This window comes from Denitromonas iodatirespirans (genome assembly GCF_018524365.1).
GTDB lineage: Bacteria > Pseudomonadota > Gammaproteobacteria > Burkholderiales > Rhodocyclaceae > Nitrogeniibacter > Nitrogeniibacter iodatirespirans.
The window spans coordinates 38,941-53,388 of sequence record NZ_JAEKFT010000019.1 but is presented as its reverse complement, the minus strand read 5'-3'; the positions used below and the strand labels follow the sequence as shown (position 1 = coordinate 53,388).

General features: G+C 68.4%; 14 protein-coding genes. 2 read left to right on the top strand and 12 right to left on the bottom strand.

The genetic code is table 11. From position 1 onward, the window contains the following. Positions 1-260 precede the first annotated feature (260 nt). From I8J34_RS16045 to I8J34_RS16025, 5 genes are all read right to left on the bottom strand, one after another. On the bottom strand, positions 261-821 hold the full coding sequence (locus tag I8J34_RS16045; protein WP_214362642.1) for a phasin family protein: 561 nt from the start codon (positions 819-821) through the stop codon (positions 261-263). A 314-nt stretch (positions 822-1,135) separates the two neighbouring features. Then, positions 1,136-1,912: an enoyl-CoA hydratase gene (locus tag I8J34_RS16040; protein ID WP_214362641.1), complete on the bottom strand. Its 777-nt coding sequence runs from the start codon at positions 1,910-1,912 to the stop codon at positions 1,136-1,138. Between the two features lie 55 nt (positions 1,913-1,967). Continuing rightward, positions 1,968-2,492: a lipopolysaccharide transport periplasmic protein LptA gene (gene lptA / locus I8J34_RS16035; protein WP_214362640.1), complete on the bottom strand. Its 525-nt coding sequence runs from the start codon at positions 2,490-2,492 to the stop codon at positions 1,968-1,970. Beyond that, entirely contained in the window at positions 2,489-3,064 is a 576-nt protein-coding gene (gene lptC / locus I8J34_RS16030) for an LPS export ABC transporter periplasmic protein LptC (protein WP_214362639.1), read from the bottom strand. The genes lptA and lptC overlap by 4 nt, the downstream gene beginning before the upstream one ends. An 8-nt stretch (positions 3,065-3,072) precedes the next feature. Further along, entirely contained in the window at positions 3,073-4,062 is a 990-nt protein-coding gene (locus I8J34_RS16025; RefSeq protein ID WP_214362638.1) for a KpsF/GutQ family sugar-phosphate isomerase, read from the bottom strand. A gap of 109 nt (positions 4,063-4,171) precedes the next feature. Between I8J34_RS16025 and I8J34_RS16020 the strand changes: the two genes are divergently transcribed. Continuing rightward, the gene (locus tag I8J34_RS16020) at positions 4,172-6,142 is read left to right on the top strand and encodes a monovalent cation:proton antiporter family protein (protein WP_214362637.1); all 1,971 of its coding nucleotides are present in this window, start codon (positions 4,172-4,174) and stop codon (positions 6,140-6,142) included. On the opposite strand, the gene I8J34_RS16015 is transcribed toward I8J34_RS16020, so the two are convergent. Next, positions 6,139-6,798, bottom strand: coding sequence for a type II secretion system protein (locus I8J34_RS16015; RefSeq protein ID WP_214362636.1), 660 nt, complete (start codon positions 6,796-6,798; stop codon positions 6,139-6,141). The genes I8J34_RS16020 and I8J34_RS16015 overlap by 4 nt on opposite strands. A gap of 239 nt (positions 6,799-7,037) precedes the next feature. Between I8J34_RS16015 and I8J34_RS16010 the strand changes: the two genes are divergently transcribed. Next, positions 7,038-8,741, top strand: a complete 1,704-nt coding sequence (locus I8J34_RS16010; protein WP_214362635.1) for an ATP-binding protein — start codon at positions 7,038-7,040, stop codon at positions 8,739-8,741. Here the strand turns inward: I8J34_RS16010 and I8J34_RS16005 are convergent. Genes I8J34_RS16005 through I8J34_RS15980 form a run of 6 tightly spaced genes read right to left on the bottom strand, consistent with a single transcriptional unit; the run spans position 8,723 to position 14,447 of the window. Further along, entirely contained in the window at positions 8,723-10,057 is a 1,335-nt protein-coding gene (locus I8J34_RS16005) for an adenylate/guanylate cyclase domain-containing protein (protein ID WP_214362634.1), read from the bottom strand. The two genes, I8J34_RS16010 and I8J34_RS16005, sit on opposite strands and share 19 nt — an antisense overlap. A gap of 20 nt (positions 10,058-10,077) precedes the next feature. Next, positions 10,078-10,806: a type II secretion system protein gene (locus tag I8J34_RS16000; RefSeq protein WP_230411873.1), complete on the bottom strand. Its 729-nt coding sequence runs from the start codon at positions 10,804-10,806 to the stop codon at positions 10,078-10,080. After that, positions 10,803-12,044 (bottom strand): hypothetical protein, encoded by a 1,242-nt coding sequence (locus I8J34_RS15995; protein WP_214362632.1) that lies wholly within the window; start codon positions 12,042-12,044, stop codon positions 10,803-10,805. The genes I8J34_RS16000 and I8J34_RS15995 overlap by 4 nt, the downstream gene beginning before the upstream one ends. Further along, on the bottom strand, positions 12,041-12,400 hold the full coding sequence (locus I8J34_RS15990; RefSeq protein WP_214362631.1) for a hypothetical protein: 360 nt from the start codon (positions 12,398-12,400) through the stop codon (positions 12,041-12,043). The genes I8J34_RS15995 and I8J34_RS15990 overlap by 4 nt, the downstream gene beginning before the upstream one ends. Continuing rightward, a complete protein-coding gene (locus I8J34_RS15985) occupies positions 12,397-12,972 on the bottom strand; it encodes a hypothetical protein (RefSeq protein ID WP_214362630.1) in 576 nt (191 codons plus the stop codon). Before I8J34_RS15985 ends, I8J34_RS15990 begins: the two co-directional genes overlap by 4 nt. Beyond that, positions 12,969-14,447: a hypothetical protein gene (locus I8J34_RS15980; RefSeq protein WP_214362629.1), complete on the bottom strand. Its 1,479-nt coding sequence runs from the start codon at positions 14,445-14,447 to the stop codon at positions 12,969-12,971. Before I8J34_RS15980 ends, I8J34_RS15985 begins: the two co-directional genes overlap by 4 nt. Between the last annotated feature and the right edge of the window lies 1 nt (position 14,448).

Here is a 14,448-nt window from a genome sequence, read left to right as displayed (position 1 = left end):
GTTGAGGTGCTCCGGGCTTGGCGCGCACCGAGCGGCAATCTCAGCCGCGACCCGGTGGGCTTGGCGTATTCCTTCTTGTTTCCTGGATGGCGCGAGCAAAGGGGGTTGTCCGCCGCTGCCGCCTGCAGCGCGCGGGGTGAGCGCCCCGGTCACGGCTTCGCGGCCGCCCGCGGGTGTGGCCTGGGTGCCTGAGATCCGGGGGCGGACAGGCAAAAAAAGACCCCGCCGCGGCGGGGTCTTCTCGACATCAAGTCAGCCGATTAGGCAGCTTTCTTGGTGCCGGCTTTCTGGGCGGTGCCCACAGCCTTGACGGTGGCGCTGGTGGCAGCGGCAACGTTGGCTTCAGCGATCTCGGCAACCTGCTTGGCAGCCTTGTTCATGCTGTCGTAGGCGGAGTTGGCAGCAGCGATGGCGGACTTGACGGCGGCCACGGCCACGTCGGAACCGGCGGGGGCGGATTTGGCAGCCTTGTCCAGCGCGTCGGCAACACCCTTGTTCACTTCAGCGATCTGACCTTCGACCAGCTTGGACACTTCGTCCTGGCTCTGGGTGGCGATCTCGTACACGCTGCGGGCGTAGGCGACCATCTTTTCGACAGCCGGCTGGGCCAGGGTGCTCTGCAGGGTCACGAACTCCTGCACATCCTTGACGCCCATCAGGGCCTTGGTGTTGGCCACGCCGTCTTCCAGGAAGACGCGGGCGGTGTTCAGGTTCAGTGCGGCCAGACGCTCGGCACTGGCGAAGGCGGCGTTGGCCAGCGTCAGCACGGATTCGATGTTGGCCTTGTTGGTGGCGGCGAATTGCTCGGGGGTAGCGAACATGTGTTTCTCCTGAGTTAAATGGGACACAGCGATTTGTTGCAATGCGTCATGGTTCGAATTATAGGGGGTGAGATTCCGATGTCAACTGAATTGTTGCGACGCACAACGCCGGCTGTCGGATAGATGTTGTTACAAAACATGGATTTGGCGATTCGTGACATCCGGGCGCTCCGCAAGGCGGGAGAACGCGCCGTTAGCCGATACGGGCGTGCACGGTTAGCGGCCGTTGCAGTGTGTCAGCCGGTTGTGACAGCGATGTGACGGGCGCGGGCGCGCCGGAGAGGCGGGGCGACCGATGGCCGCCCCGAGGGGACTTAGCGGTGCTTGAACTGCGGGGCGCGTTTTTCGACGAAGGCGGCCATGCCTTCTTTCTGGTCGTCGAGGGCAAAGGCGGAGTGGAACACCCGGCGCTCGAACAGCAGCCCTTCGGACAGCCCGGACTCGTAGGCGCGATTGACCGATTCCTTGATCATCATGACCACCGGCAGTGAGAAGCCGGCGATGGTCTCGGCGGCGGCCAGGGCTTCGTCGAGCAGCTTGTCGGCCGGCACGATGCGCGAGACCAGCCCGGCGCGCTCGGCTTCGGTGGCATCCATCATGCGGGCGGTCAGGCACATGTCCATGGCCTTGGCCTTGCTGACGGCGCGCGGCAGGCGCTGGGTGCCGCCGGCGCCGGGCAGGATGCCGAGCTTGATTTCCGGCTGGCCGAACTTGGCGGTGTCGGCGGCGATGATGACGTCGCAGGCCATGGCCATTTCGCAGCCGCCGCCCAGCGCGTAGCCGGCGACGGCGGCGATGATCGGCTTGCGGCAGGTCTTGATGCGTTCCCAGTTGCGGGTGATGTAGTCGGTCAGGTAGGCATCCATGTAGGAGAACTTGGCCATCGCGCCGATGTCGGCGCCGGCGGCGAAGGCCTTTTCGGACCCGGTGACGACGATGGCGCCGATACCGTCGTCCGCTTCGAAGGCGTCGAGCGCCGCGCTGATTTCATCGACCAGCGTGTCGTTCAAGGCGTTGAGTGCCTTGGGGCGGTTCAGGGTGATCAGGCCGACGCGACCGCGCGTCTCCACCAGGATGTTCTCGTAACTCACTGCACATCTCCTTGTCGTCATCGGGGCATCGGCCCCGTGTTGTGGTTGCCGCGGGTTACTCCGGCGCGGGGGTCTTCGGCTGGATGACGGCCCGTACCCGGCCAGAGCCGTTGGCCGACTTCGAACTGCTGTTGGTGACGACATACTGGCCGGTGTAGCCGTCGTACTCGATGAACTCGCCCTGGACTTCGTCCTTGCCGCTGGTGACATGGGCGCGGACATACAGATGCGTCATCTGGGTACGGCCATCGTACTCGATGCGCTCGGCCCGGCCATGCACATAGTCGCCGCTGCCGTCGCGTTTTTGCTTGAAGCGTGCCAGGCCGTCGCCTTGGCTGGTGGCCACGCCCTTCTGGAAGCCTTCGTCGTCCTGGGTGACGGTGAGGGTGTCGCCGCGGATCTCCAGCGTGCCCTGGGTGAGGACGACCTTGCCTTCGAACAGATGGACCTTCTTACGCTCGTCCACCGTGACCTTGTCGGCCTCGATATTGACCGGCTTGTTGCGGTCGGCGCGTTCGGCCAGGGCGTGGCCGGCCCACAGGCTGGCGGTGAGGGCGAGCAGACAGAGGCGAGCGTTCATGGTTGCTTCCGCTTGATGGGCAGGTTGGCGACGACGCCGCCGGTGAGGGTGATGTCGCCGAACAGATTGTTGGCGGTCATGCCGTTGCCGTGGACCTCGGCGCCGTCCTGGGTCAGCACCACCGGGTCGATCGACTTGGCCTGTTCGGTGTTCGGCCACAGCACCAGGGATTGGGAGGCGAAGGTCGCGACCGGTTTGTTCGGCAGGGTGCGCGCGGCGCGGACCTGGCCGCTGAGGTCGACCCGCTCGCCATCGTCGCGGGCGATGCCGCTGTCGGCGGTCAGGCGCAGGCGGGCGTCATCGCGCCGGTAGTGCACCACCGGTTCGTCCAGATGCGATTGCGCCAGGGCCGGGTAGTGGGTCATTTGCCGCGCATCGATGGTGTATTGCGGTTTGCCGGTGAGGTCGAAGCGGGTCAGGGACATGGTGTCGACGATCACGTCCGGGCCGCGCCGGGCGGCCGGATCGGACGGCTGGGCCGGATCCTGGCTGACACGGTCGAGCCACAGGCTGCCGCCGGCCAGGACGGTGAGCGCGATGATCGGGTAGAGGTGCTGGGGGCTCAGGCGCATGCGTTGGCTCAGATGACCTTGGCCTGCATCAGGTCGTGCATGTTGAGGGCGCCGACCAGGGCGCCGTCGGGGGCGACCACGAGCAGCTGGTTGATGCGGTGCTGCTCCATCAAGGCGGCGGCCTCGGCGGCCAGGGCGTCGGGGCCGATGCTGCGCGGATGGCGGGTCATCAGCTCGGTGAGCGGGGTGTGGCGGATGTCGCCGGTGCCGGCCAGGGCGCGGCGCAGGTCGCCGTCGGTGAAGATGCCCTCGGGGTGGGCCGCGGCGTCGGCAATGATGGCCATGCCCATGCCGCCGCGCGACATCACCAGCAAGGCCTCGGAGACGCTGGCCTCGGGGCTCACCAGCGGCAGCGCGGCGCCGCTGCGCATGACGTCGCGCACATGGGTGAGCAGGCGCCGGCCGAGGGCGCCGCCGGGGTGGCTGCGGGCGAAGTCGGCTTCGCCGAAGCCGCGTGCGTCGAGCAACACCACGGCCAGCGCGTCGCCCAGGGCGAGGGCCGCGGTGGTGCTGGCGGTCGGCGCCAGATTGAGCGGGCAGGCCTCTTCGCTGACACCGGCGTCGAGATGGACGTCGGCCTCGCGCGCCAGCGGGGAGTCCGGATGGCCGGTCATGGCGATCAGCCGCGCGCCCTGGCGCTTGACCAGCGGCACGATGGTGAGCAGTTCGCTGCTGCTGCCCGAGTGCGACAGTGCGATGACCACGTCGGCCGAGGTGATCATGCCCAGATCGCCGTGGGCCGCCTCGGCGGCATGGACGAAATAGGCCGGGGTGCCGGTGCTCGCCAGGGTGGCGGCCAGCTTGCGGCCGATGTGGCCGGTCTTGCCGATGCCGGTGACGATGACGCGCCCCTGGGCGGCCAGGATGAGCTCGATCGCGCGCGGAAAGCTCGCGTCGAGACGCCCGGCCAAGGCCGCCACCGCGGCGGCTTCGATGGCGAGCACGCGGCGGGCCTGCGTCAGGCAGTCTTCCGGCGAAAACGGGACGGGACGGGACATTGGGCGGGTCGGGGAATGCGGTTAAACTTGGGCGAAAAGTATATCAGAAGGCCGTCGGCGCCCTTCCGGCCGGATGCCCCGAGGATCGAGAACGAGCGGCTGGAGACGCATGGTCAATACCCTGGAATTGGTTTTGTTGTTGCTGGCGGCCGCGGTGCTCGTGGTGGGCGTGTTTCGCAGCATCAACCTGCCGCCGGTGCTGGGCTATCTGCTGGTCGGCGCCGCGCTTGGCCCGCATGCGCTGAATCTTATGGAAGACGCCGATGGCGCGCGCCATCTGGCGGAGTTCGGCGTCGTCTTCCTGATGTTCTCGATCGGCCTGGAGTTCTCGCTGCCGCGCCTGGTGGCGATGAAGCGCATCGTGTTCGGCCTGGGGGCGGCCCAGGTGGCCGGCTCGATCGCGCTGGCCACCTTGTTGGGCTGGGCCTTCGGCATCGGTCTGCTGGCGAGCTTCGCGCTGGGCAGCATCCTGACCATGTCGTCCACCGCCATCCTCTCCAAGCTGCTCACCGATCGCATGGAGCTCGAATCGCGCCACGGGCGCGAGGTGATCGGCGTGTTGCTGTTCCAGGATATCGCCGTGGTGCCGCTGTTGATCCTGATCCCGGCGCTGTCGCAGCCGGGCGAGGCGTTGGTGGCGACGCTGTCGGTGGCGGCGCTCAAGGCGGCCGCCATGCTGGCGCTGGTGCTGGTCTTCGGCCAGCGCCTGATGCGCGCCTGGTTCACGCTGGTGGCGCGGCGGCGCTCGGGCGAGCTGTTCATGCTCAACGTGCTGCTGATCACCCTCGGCCTGGCCTGGCTGAGTGAGCTGGTCGGGCTGTCGCTGGCGCTGGGGGCCTTCCTGGCCGGCATGCTGATCTCGGAAACCGAGTATCGCTATCAAGTGGAGGAGGACATCAAGCCCTTCCGCGATGTGCTGCTCGGCCTGTTTTTCGTCACCGTCGGCATGTTTCTCGACGTGGGCGAGATCCTGGTGCACCTGCCGCTGGTGCTCGGGATGGTCGTCGCGCTGCTGCTGCTCAAGCTGGCGGTGGCGGCCGGCGCTTCGCGGGCTTTCGGCGCCTCGCCCGGCACCGCCATGCGCACCGGCCTGTGGCTGTGCGCCGGCGGCGAGTTCGGTTTCGTGCTGATTTCGCAGATCGATGGCCTGGCGCTGTTCTCGCCGGTGTTGTTGCAGGTGACGGTGGCGGCGCTGGTGCTGTCGATGCTGGTGGCGCCCTTGATCGTGCAGGTGAGCGACAAGCTGGTGATGCGCTTCGTGGCGTCCGAATGGCTGATGCGCTCGATGGAGCTGACCCGGGTCGCCGCACAGAGCCTGAACACCACCGGCCATATCGTGATCTGCGGCTACGGGCGCAGCGGCCAGCATCTGGCGCGCTTCTTCGAGCAGGAGGGCGTGGCCTATGTGGCGCTCGACCTGGACCCGGAGCGGGTGCGCGAGGCGGGGGCCGCGGGCGACACGGTGGTCTATGGCGATGCGGCCCGCCACGAGACCTTGCAGGCGGCCGGCGTGATGCGCGCCAGCGCGGTGGTGGTGTCGTTTTCAGGTGTCGATGCGGCGCTGCGGGTGATCCACCATGTGCAGGCGATCCGGCCCGGCTTGCCGGTGGTGGCGCGGGCGGTGGACGAGGCCGAGATGGCCAAGCTGTCGGACGCGGGGGCGGCCGAGGTGGTGACCGAGGCCTTCGAGGGCAGCATCATGCTCGCCTCGCATGCGCTGGCGCTGATCGGGGTGCCGATCAATCGTGTGCTGCGCCGCATCCGCGAGATCCGCAGCCAGCGCTATGCCTTGATGCAAGGCCTTTTCCATGGTGCCGACGATGCCTTCGACGGACCGGAGTCGCAGCAGATGCGGCTGCATTCGGTGGCCATTCCGCCCGGGGCCGGATCGGTGGGACGGACCATCGGTGAGCTGGATCTGGCGGTGCTCAACGTCACCGTCTCGGCTGTGCGCCGGCGCAATATCCGCGGCCTCAGCCCAGGGCCGGAAACCGAGATCCAGGCCGGTGATGTGGTGGTGCTGCTCGGCGTGCCGGGGAATCTGGAACTGGCCGAGCAGCGGTTGATGCGGGGGGCTTAGTAGGCGGCGCAGACGGTGTAGAAGTTGCCGTCGCCTTCGTTGGCCGCCGTCAGGTTGATGAAGGTGCCGTCGGCCTGGAGCGTGCGCACGGCGCCCGTGTTGGTGACGCCGTCATCCATGGTGGTGTCGATCTGGCGGGCGAAGCGGGTGGAGAGGCCGCCCGAGCAGATGTAGAACTGACCGGGGAAGGCGGCGCCGTTCGACGTTGGATTCTGGCTACTGACCCCGATGGGACCATTCTCGACGTTGAGTTCCCGGTAGTTGGCGTCGGCCACGACGGTGGAGCCGGACGCCAGACCGGCGAGTCGGACATGTTGCCAGAACAGGAAGGACTCATCGGTCGACGTGGAAGAGTTCCATGCGCCGTCGATGCGGCTGTTGCCCGTACTGTTGGCCGGTGTGGTTGCCGGGGTGCCGCCCACGTGAGCGGCCACCTGCGGATCATCCCCAGGCAGAAAGCGGAAGCGGTCCTGGTAGCCGTAAACCATCGTCGACACGCTGTTGAATTCCTGGACCAGGCTCTTCACCTTGGCGCTGTTGATCAGCTCCTGCCCCTTCAACACGCCGCCGAGCAGCAGGCCGATGATGACGAGGACGACGGCGATCTCGACCAGGGTGAAGCCGCGTTGGGTGCGTCTGAGGCTGCGTTGTTTCATGAGGGTCTCCAAAATCCCGTTGAATTTCAAGCAAGTTGCGTGCCTTGGCGTTGGGCCGGATCGGGGGCGGGGGACGACGGTTTTGCCGGCGGCGGTTGACCAGATGTTGACGGAAGGTGTCAATATCTCGACACGTAGTGTCACGAAGTCGTCACCTGGCGGGCCGGGGCCGGCCCGATCTGTCGCCTCGGCGCACATTCACTACAATGGCGCGCATGAGCACTCACAAGGCGGCAACGATGACAGCTTGGCGGGCGCCGTGGCGTTGGCTCGGCCATGCCCCCAATCGCCTGCTCGCGGCCTCGCTGGCGGTGCTGCATCTGGGCATGTTGCAAGGGGTCGAGTCGCTGGTCGGGCGGACGCTGCTGCTGGCACACCTCGGCGTGTTCCTGATCTGGCAACCGGTGGTGCGCGGCGCCCACCGCCTGGCCTGGCGGGACCTGCTGGTCATGATGGTGGTGATCGCGCTGTTCCTGGTGGGCATGTCATGGGGCGTGCTGGCGGTGTGGCTGATGGTGCTGGCGGGGGTGGTCGGCGGCGGGGCGTTTGTCGAGATCTCCGCGCGTGGGCGGCTGCCCTATCAGTTGGCGGTGGCCTACCTGGTGTGCAGCCTGTTCATCATCGTTCTGCCCCGGATGGTGCCGGTGGCGGTGGCGGAGCGCCCGCTCTTCGACGCGCTGGCCTTGAGTGTCCTGCCGGTGCTGATCATGGTGGTGATGTGGCTGCCGGCGCCGCCCGGCAGCGGGCGGCGGGCGGAGGCCATCGATTTCCTGTCGACCATCCTGCTGTTCATGGTGCTGGCCTTGTCGACGCTGGGCGGCTTTGCCTTCATGTGGCTGCAGCATCTGCCCTATCTGGTGGCGCTGGTGTCGGCGCTGTTTGCGATGGCCGTGGTGTTGTTCGTGCTGGCCTGGGCGTGGCAGCCGGGCGGCGGCGGTCCGCAGCTGGGCATGGTGTTTGCCCGGCGCATCCTGTCGGTCGGCCTGTCCTTCGAGGAGTGGTTGCACGAGCTGGCGAGCGTGTCGCTGGTGGTCGAGACGCCCGACGCGCTGGCCGAGCAGGCCTGTCAGCGGATGCTGCGAGTCCCCGGCGTGTGCGGCGGGCACTGGCGGTTGGCCGAAGGCGAGGGCGACTTCGGCGTCACCGCCGCCGTGGCGCGCCAGATCACGCAGGAAGGGCTGACCGTCACGCTCTACCTGCGACGTGCGCCGAGCCCGGCCCTGAGCTGGCATTTCAACCTGATGGTGCGCATGCTGGCCGAGTTCTGCCGCGAGAAGCGCCATGCGCGCCAGCTCGAGACGCTGTCCTACCTGCGGGCCATCCACGAGACCGGCGCCCGCCTGACCCATGACGTCAAGAACCTGCTGCAATCGCTCAACACGCTGTGCTACACCGCGTCCCGGCCGACGGTGGACGAGGCGGCGCTGCGGGCGCTGGTGTCGCGCCAGTTGCCGCTGATTACCCGACGCCTGGCGCAGACGCTCGAGAAGCTGCGCCATCCGGACTCGCTGCCCGGCGAAACCGTGCCGGCGGCGCAGTGGTGGCAGGAATGCTGCGCGCGCCATGCGACGAGCGACATCCGCTTCGTGCTCAGCGACGATGCCGGTGCCCTGCGGGTGTCGTTGCCGGTGTTCAACAGCGTGGCGGACAACCTCATCCAGAACGCGCTGGACAAGCGCCTGCTCAATCCGGCGCTGAACATCACGGTACGCCTGCGTGTGCCGGCAGGGCTGCCGGTGCTGGAGGTCGAGGACGACGGGCCGCAGATCCCGTCGCCGCTGGCCGGGCAGCTGACGCGCGCGCCGGTGGCCTCGCACAGCGGGTTGGGGATGGGTTTGTATCAGGTGGCACGCCTGGCCGAGGAGGCTGGCTACGCGCTGCGCCTGGACAGCAACCGGGATGGCAGCGTGCGCTTCCGCCTCGATCAGGCGGCGGCGGAGTGATGCGGGGGGTGGCTGCCCTGCGGCATGTGCCCGAGCAGGCGGTAGGTGATGACCTCGCCCTTGCCCTTGATGCGCAGGATGCTGCGCTCGTCGAAGGCAAAGCGCTGTGACAGGTGCATGTGGGTGCGGCGGTCGCAATGGATGGTGTCCGGCGCGCCATCGCCGCTCAGACGGCTGGCCACGTTGACCGTGTCGCCCCACAGGTCGTAGATGAACTTCTTGCGGCCGACCACGCCGGCCACCACCGGACCGGTGCCGATGCCGATGCGCAGCGCCAGCGGTACGCCGACCTTGGCGGACAGCCGGGGCAGATTGTCGCGCATGTCGAGCGCCAGCTCGGCGATGGCAGCACACGGATCCTTGCAACGCCCGTCCAGGCCGCCGGCGACCATGTAGGCGTCGCCGATGGTCTTGATCTTCTCGAGCCCGCGTTGCTCGGCCAGCGCATCGAAACAGCAGAACACTTCGTTGAGCATGGCGAACACCTGCGGCGCGCTCAGGCCGCTGGCGATCTGGGTGAAGTTGACGATGTCGGCGAACATCACCGAGACGCTGGAGAAGTCGTCGGCCACCGTTTCGTCGCTCATCTTGAGGCGCTCGGCCACGGCGCCGGGCAGCACGTTGAGCAGCAGCCGTTCGGAGCGTTCCTGCTCGGAGCGCAGCAGGCTCATGGCCTCTTCCAGGCGTGTCTGCAGCTTGCGCTTCTCTTCGAGGGCAAAGCGCACCAGCGCATAGACGATGCCCGAGATGGCGATGAAGTTGAGCGCGAAGAACAGCACCGAGGTGCGTAGCGACACCGCGGCGGCGGCAGCATCGAGCGGCCCGCTGACATCCACCAGCAGGTAGTCGAAGAGGCCGGTGAGTGCGGTGAAGAACACGTAGGCGAAGAACCAGGGCATCGACTCGCGCAAGCCCATCACGAAGACCGCGCCGATCGGCGCGATCAGCCCCCACAGGATGACGCCCGAACCGGTGATGAAGTTGCCCATGCTCCACTGCGCCACGAAGGGGAAGAACAGGAACAAGGCGAACTGGCTGAAGCGAAACCAGGTGAAGTTGCCGCTGTGGATGTAGTAGGCGAGATTGGCCGCCAGCAGGACCTGGAACAGGAAGGGCAGGGTCGAGGAGAGCTTCGGCCCGCTCAGCCAGTACAGCAGCAGCCACAGCCCCGAGGCGATGCTCATCAGGCCGGTGGCGAAAACCAGCAAGGACTTGCCCAGGCGGGTCTGCTCGTCGTCGCCCGGGCGCACGCCGGCATTGCGCAGGCGCGTCGCGAAGCTTTGAGCGTAGTAGGACAACTCGTCCGTGGAATCCATGGGCGTTGCCAAGGTCTGGGCTACAAGGCGCCGGCCTGCGCCATGCGGGCGATCAAGAGCGGGCGGGCGATCCAGACAACCATATCATCAAAGGCGGTGGTCGGCTCGCCGGTTTCGTAGGTGGCATCGCCAACGGCTTCGTAGCTGGCGTTGGCGCCGTTGGGGGTGAGGTCGGGGCCGGTGGAATAGACGAGAGCGACGGCCAAGGTGTTCTTGAGGGACTCGGTGCCGCTGTATGACGACACGGTGATCTCGTTGCCGTCATGGTCAATGACTTTGATCGTGCTCGCGTAGTCCGTATCGGCCTTGATCTTCACGCCGGGCTGGGCGCTGCTGAAGTCGAGGTCCACCCGGTAGCGGAACTGACCCGCCCACGGATCGGCTTCGACGCTGCGCGCATGGCCCCAGGCATCGAAGCCAGGCAGGCCCAGCGTGCGCCACGGCAGCATGCCTTCGCTGCCGACCACGCACTTGTTGGTGGCGCCGTCGATCTCCTCCTCGCCATAGCGCGTATCGAGCGGATTGCGCCGGGTGGTGGGACAAGGCAAGCGGCCGTGGACGATGGCGAAGCCGATCAGGGCAGCGTGGATGTCGTCGAGCATGCGGCGGGTCTGCTCGCGGCGGTCCGCTTCCAGACGCGCGCGGAAGGGTACTACCAGGGCGGCGGCCAGCACGGTGAGGATCAGCAGGACGATGGCCAGTTCGGCGAGGGTGAAGCCGTGCTGACGGTGCGATGGATTGGCGCTCATGGTACGCATTGGATCACGTCGACGGTGGGCTGGCTGCCGGCGTAGCTGGCCAGTCCGGTAAAGGGCGCGGCCAGCGCGAGCGCCTGGACATTCGGCCCCTCGAAAAAGGCGGCCGGGTCGGCGGCGATGCCATCGGCCCGATTCTGGTCCGGTAGCCGGTGGCCGGCAAAGGCAATGATGGCGGAGCAAGGTTTGGTGATGCCGGAACCGTCGTCCCAGTCGAGGCAGGCGCTGCCGTCGCCGCAGCGCAGGTAGCGGTACTGGTCGCGCCAGGGGGCGGCAGCGGCGAGTGCGCCGTTGACGGCCGATTCGTCGGGGGTCAGCGGCCGCTCCAGCGCGGCGGCGCTGTAGGGCGCGGGCAAGCCGCCGATGTCGACCACGCCGGTAGCGCTGGCATCGGACGGGGCCGGGGCGAGGTGCGGAACGGGGCTGGTCGCCATCTGGGTGAAGGTGGTTCTCAGGCCGGTGTTGATGCCGTCGATCAGGCTGGCGAAGTCGCTGCGCGCGACGAGGTGGGCGTCGAAGATGTCGTCGGCCGAGATCCAGGCCAGCCGGTCGTTGTTGGCCGTCCCATCGGGTTGGCCGCGCATCAGGAGGACAGGCGTCAGGGCGCTCGGTGCAGTAGTGGCGCCTTCGAGATAGGCTTGCAAGGCGGCGGCTGCGTCGGCGTCACCGCTGCAGCGACGGGCCGAACTGCTGCGCAGTTGCCCGGCCAGCGGTCGGCTGGGGGCAAAGACGACCGCCGCAGCCCATTGGTCCGGAAAGGCGACCGCGATGAGGTTGCGCTGGCCGTCCCGGATCTGAAACTGGCCCGCGCTGTCCCAGTCGAGGCGGTCGGACTTGGGGTTGTTCTTGAAGGCGCCGGCCACGGCGTACCACAGGCATTCGCCCTCGCCGTCGCGCAGCGGCGGCAGGCCGAGGGTGCGATAGGGCAGGCGGCCGATGGCGAAATTGTCCTGGCTGCCGCACACCGGCGCGGCGTTGCCGTCGCCGCTGCTTGAGTCCGTGTCCGGGCACGGCAGATAGCCGACGCTCTGGCCGGCATGTGTCAGGTGATAGCTCTGCGCGTAGCCGATCAGGGCGGCGCGGGCCTGGGCCAGCGCGGCCATGGTGTGAGCCTGCCGGCGGGTTTCGACGTTGCGGGCCAGCGTGCCGCTGCCGAGCACGGCGGCGAGGCTGCCGATCAGCAGCAGCACCAGCAGGGCGGGCAGGATCAGGCCGTGTTGGCGGGGCGTCATCGGTCGTGCCGCTGGATGTGCAGGGTCGGCCCGTCTGTGGCGTCGGCCGGCTCGCCGACCGTGCGCCAGACCGGTTGGCCGTCGGGGCCGACGACCCGGGCGCGACGGGTGCCGGCCGGCACGTCGCGCCGCGGCTGGCCGTCGATCCACACCGTGGCCGGCGCGCCCTTGCGCTGGACGATGCCGTCGACCCGCGGCAGCGTGCGTGCCTCGGTCGGCGACTCGTTGCGATCCAGCGCGGCGCGCTCTTCCGGTGTGAAGAACAGGCGGCCGAGCGGCGCCTCGGCGCCCAAGGCGGGGGCGGTCGAGGCGGCGAGGAGCAGGGCGGCCAGCATCGGCCCGCGGCGGGCGCTCATGAGGGGGCTCCCGCCTGCAGCGTCAGCCAGCGCAGTTCGCATTCGCCGTCCAGGCCGGCGCCATCGGCGCGCCGCGCCAGCCGGCAGGCGTGCGGCAGCACCAGCGCGCTGTCGACCTCGCGCAGGGCATCGAGCAGGCCCAGCAGTACGCCGGCGTGGCGCACTTGCAGCGTCAGGCGCATGCGGCTTTCCATCCAGCGCAGGCGCTCACCCGCGTCCTTGTCGACCGGTTGCTGGGGCAGGATTTCGTAGCTGATGGTGTCGATGCCCTGGCGCCGGCGCGCTGCGTCGAGGGTTTCGACCCAGTCGAGACGCCGCTCCGGGCCGATCACCCCTTGTCGGGCCAGGGCGTCGTAGCGGGCGAGGGCGTCGCGCAGGGTGTGCTCGTCGGTGCGGGCCTGCAGCAGGCGGGTGTTGGCGGCGGTGTAGTGTTGCCGGGCGCCGGCATGCGCGCGCTCGGCCGCCTCGGCGCGGACCTGGGCCAGCCATACGGCCGTGGCGCCGGTGGCGATCAGGATCGCCGCCAGCAGCAGGGGCCAGCGCAGCAGGCGCAGGTCCTGGGTGCGGATCATGGCTCGGCCTGCAGGCTGTAGCTGACTTCGAGCACCGGTGCCGACGTGTCGGCCGTGGTGCTGCTGCGAAAGGCGCGGTCGGACTGAAGCTCGACCGGCATGCGGGTGACGCGGGCGGTCGTGGCCGGTGGGCGGGCCAGATCGGCGAGGAAGCGCTCGGCGAGGTCGACCATGGCGCGGCGATCGCTGGCCATGGCCACGGGCAGGCTGAGCTGGGCGTCGCCGCTGCGGCGGCCTTCTTCAGACTGCCAGTGGATGCGGGTCAGGGTCAGATCGGGTTGCGCATCGAGGGCCGCCGACAGGTGCGCCAACCAGGGCCGCGGCGAGGCGGAGTGGCTGTGCAGCTGGTCGAAACCCTCGAGGGCGCGGCGCAAGTCGTCGAGGGAGACCGGCAGCGGCGGCTGTTCGGCCTGCAGCCGTGACAGGTGGGCCTGCAGGGTCACGGTGTTGATGCGCAGCTGCATGGTGTCGGCCTTGACGGAGGCCGTCTCGTACCACAGTTTGCCGGCGAACAGCAGCGCTGCCGCAAACACGGCGACGCCGGTGCCGACGATCGCCTGGCGGGTCTGCCACAGGCGGAAGGCACGGCGCTCGATGGCGGGCGCCAGTTGCAGCAGGCCGCTCTCGCGTGCCATCCAGTGCAGCAGCAGGGGCAGGGCATCGCTGCCCTTGAGCGGCGATTGCAGGCCGATGCGCTGCGCCAGGGGGGCCAGTTCGACATGCAGGTAACGCCGCTCGTCGGCGCGGTCCAGGGTCGGTGCAAGGTGCCGGTAAGCGGTTGCATCGCACAGCAGATACACCGGCAGCGGACTGTTGCGCGGCAGCATGCGCTGGCTGACCAGGTAGGAGTGGGTCTTGAGGATCTCGCCGGCGCATCGACTGGCGGTATCGGCATCGATGTCGTGCAGGCCGGGGGCCAGGCGGCTGAAGCGCAGATGGCCCTGGTCGATGAAGGTCTGGCGCATGCCGGCCGGCGTGAGAGTGACCAGCAGGCAACGTTCGGCGGGCGCGGCCAGGCGCTGGACCAGGCGATCGAGCAGCAGGGCGACGGTGTGGATGCCGGTGAGCGGGGCGTGCGCGACACGCAGCACCTGCAGCCAGGGTTCGACGATGGCGGGTCGGGTCAGGGCGAGGAACAGGAAGTGTTCGTCATGGCGGCGGCCGCTGCGGTCGTGGCCGATGGACAGCGCGCCGCTCAGGGGCGTGCCGAAAAAGGTCTGGCTGCGCTTGCGTTGGAGCATGGCGGCGCGGTCGGGGCCGTGCACGCTGGGCAGGGTGTCGGCGTGAAAACCTTCGTCGACCACGTCGACCAGCAGCGTGTAGAGGCCGCCGCTCGTCCGCCGGACGGCGTCGGCGAAGGCTTTGATGCCGGCTTCGTCGGCCGTGTAGTGGCCGGTTGGCACGATGTGGCCCTGCTGCCAGCGGAAGCTGGACAGGGCGTTGGCATCGAGATAGAGCAGGTGGCGTGTCGGCATG

Excerpts from the sequence above, each read along its gene's own strand:
- I8J34_RS16045 (WP_214362642.1), bottom strand. The coding sequence starts at position 821 with ATGTTCGCTACCCCCGAGCAATTCGCCGCCACCAACAAGGCCAACATC.
- lptA (WP_214362640.1), bottom strand. The coding sequence starts at position 2,492 with ATGAACGCTCGCCTCTGTCTGCTCGCCCTCACCGCCAGCCTGTGGGCC.
- lptC (WP_214362639.1), bottom strand. The coding sequence starts at position 3,064 with ATGCGCCTGAGCCCCCAGCACCTCTACCCGATCATCGCGCTCACCGTC.
- I8J34_RS16025 (WP_214362638.1), bottom strand. The coding sequence starts at position 4,062 with ATGTCCCGTCCCGTCCCGTTTTCGCCGGAAGACTGCCTGACGCAGGCC.
- I8J34_RS16020 (WP_214362637.1), top strand. The coding sequence starts at position 4,172 with ATGGTCAATACCCTGGAATTGGTTTTGTTGTTGCTGGCGGCCGCGGTG.
- I8J34_RS16015 (WP_214362636.1), bottom strand. The coding sequence starts at position 6,798 with ATGAAACAACGCAGCCTCAGACGCACCCAACGCGGCTTCACCCTGGTC.
- I8J34_RS16010 (WP_214362635.1), top strand. The coding sequence starts at position 7,038 with ATGACAGCTTGGCGGGCGCCGTGGCGTTGGCTCGGCCATGCCCCCAAT.
- I8J34_RS16005 (WP_214362634.1), bottom strand. The coding sequence starts at position 10,057 with ATGGATTCCACGGACGAGTTGTCCTACTACGCTCAAAGCTTCGCGACG.
- I8J34_RS16000 (WP_230411873.1), bottom strand. The coding sequence starts at position 10,806 with ATGAGCGCCAATCCATCGCACCGTCAGCACGGCTTCACCCTCGCCGAA.
- I8J34_RS15995 (WP_214362632.1), bottom strand. The coding sequence starts at position 12,044 with ATGACGCCCCGCCAACACGGCCTGATCCTGCCCGCCCTGCTGGTGCTG.
- I8J34_RS15990 (WP_214362631.1), bottom strand. The coding sequence starts at position 12,400 with ATGAGCGCCCGCCGCGGGCCGATGCTGGCCGCCCTGCTCCTCGCCGCC.
- I8J34_RS15985 (WP_214362630.1), bottom strand. The coding sequence starts at position 12,972 with ATGATCCGCACCCAGGACCTGCGCCTGCTGCGCTGGCCCCTGCTGCTG.
- I8J34_RS15980 (WP_214362629.1), bottom strand. The coding sequence starts at position 14,447 with ATGCCGACACGCCACCTGCTCTATCTCGATGCCAACGCCCTGTCCAGC.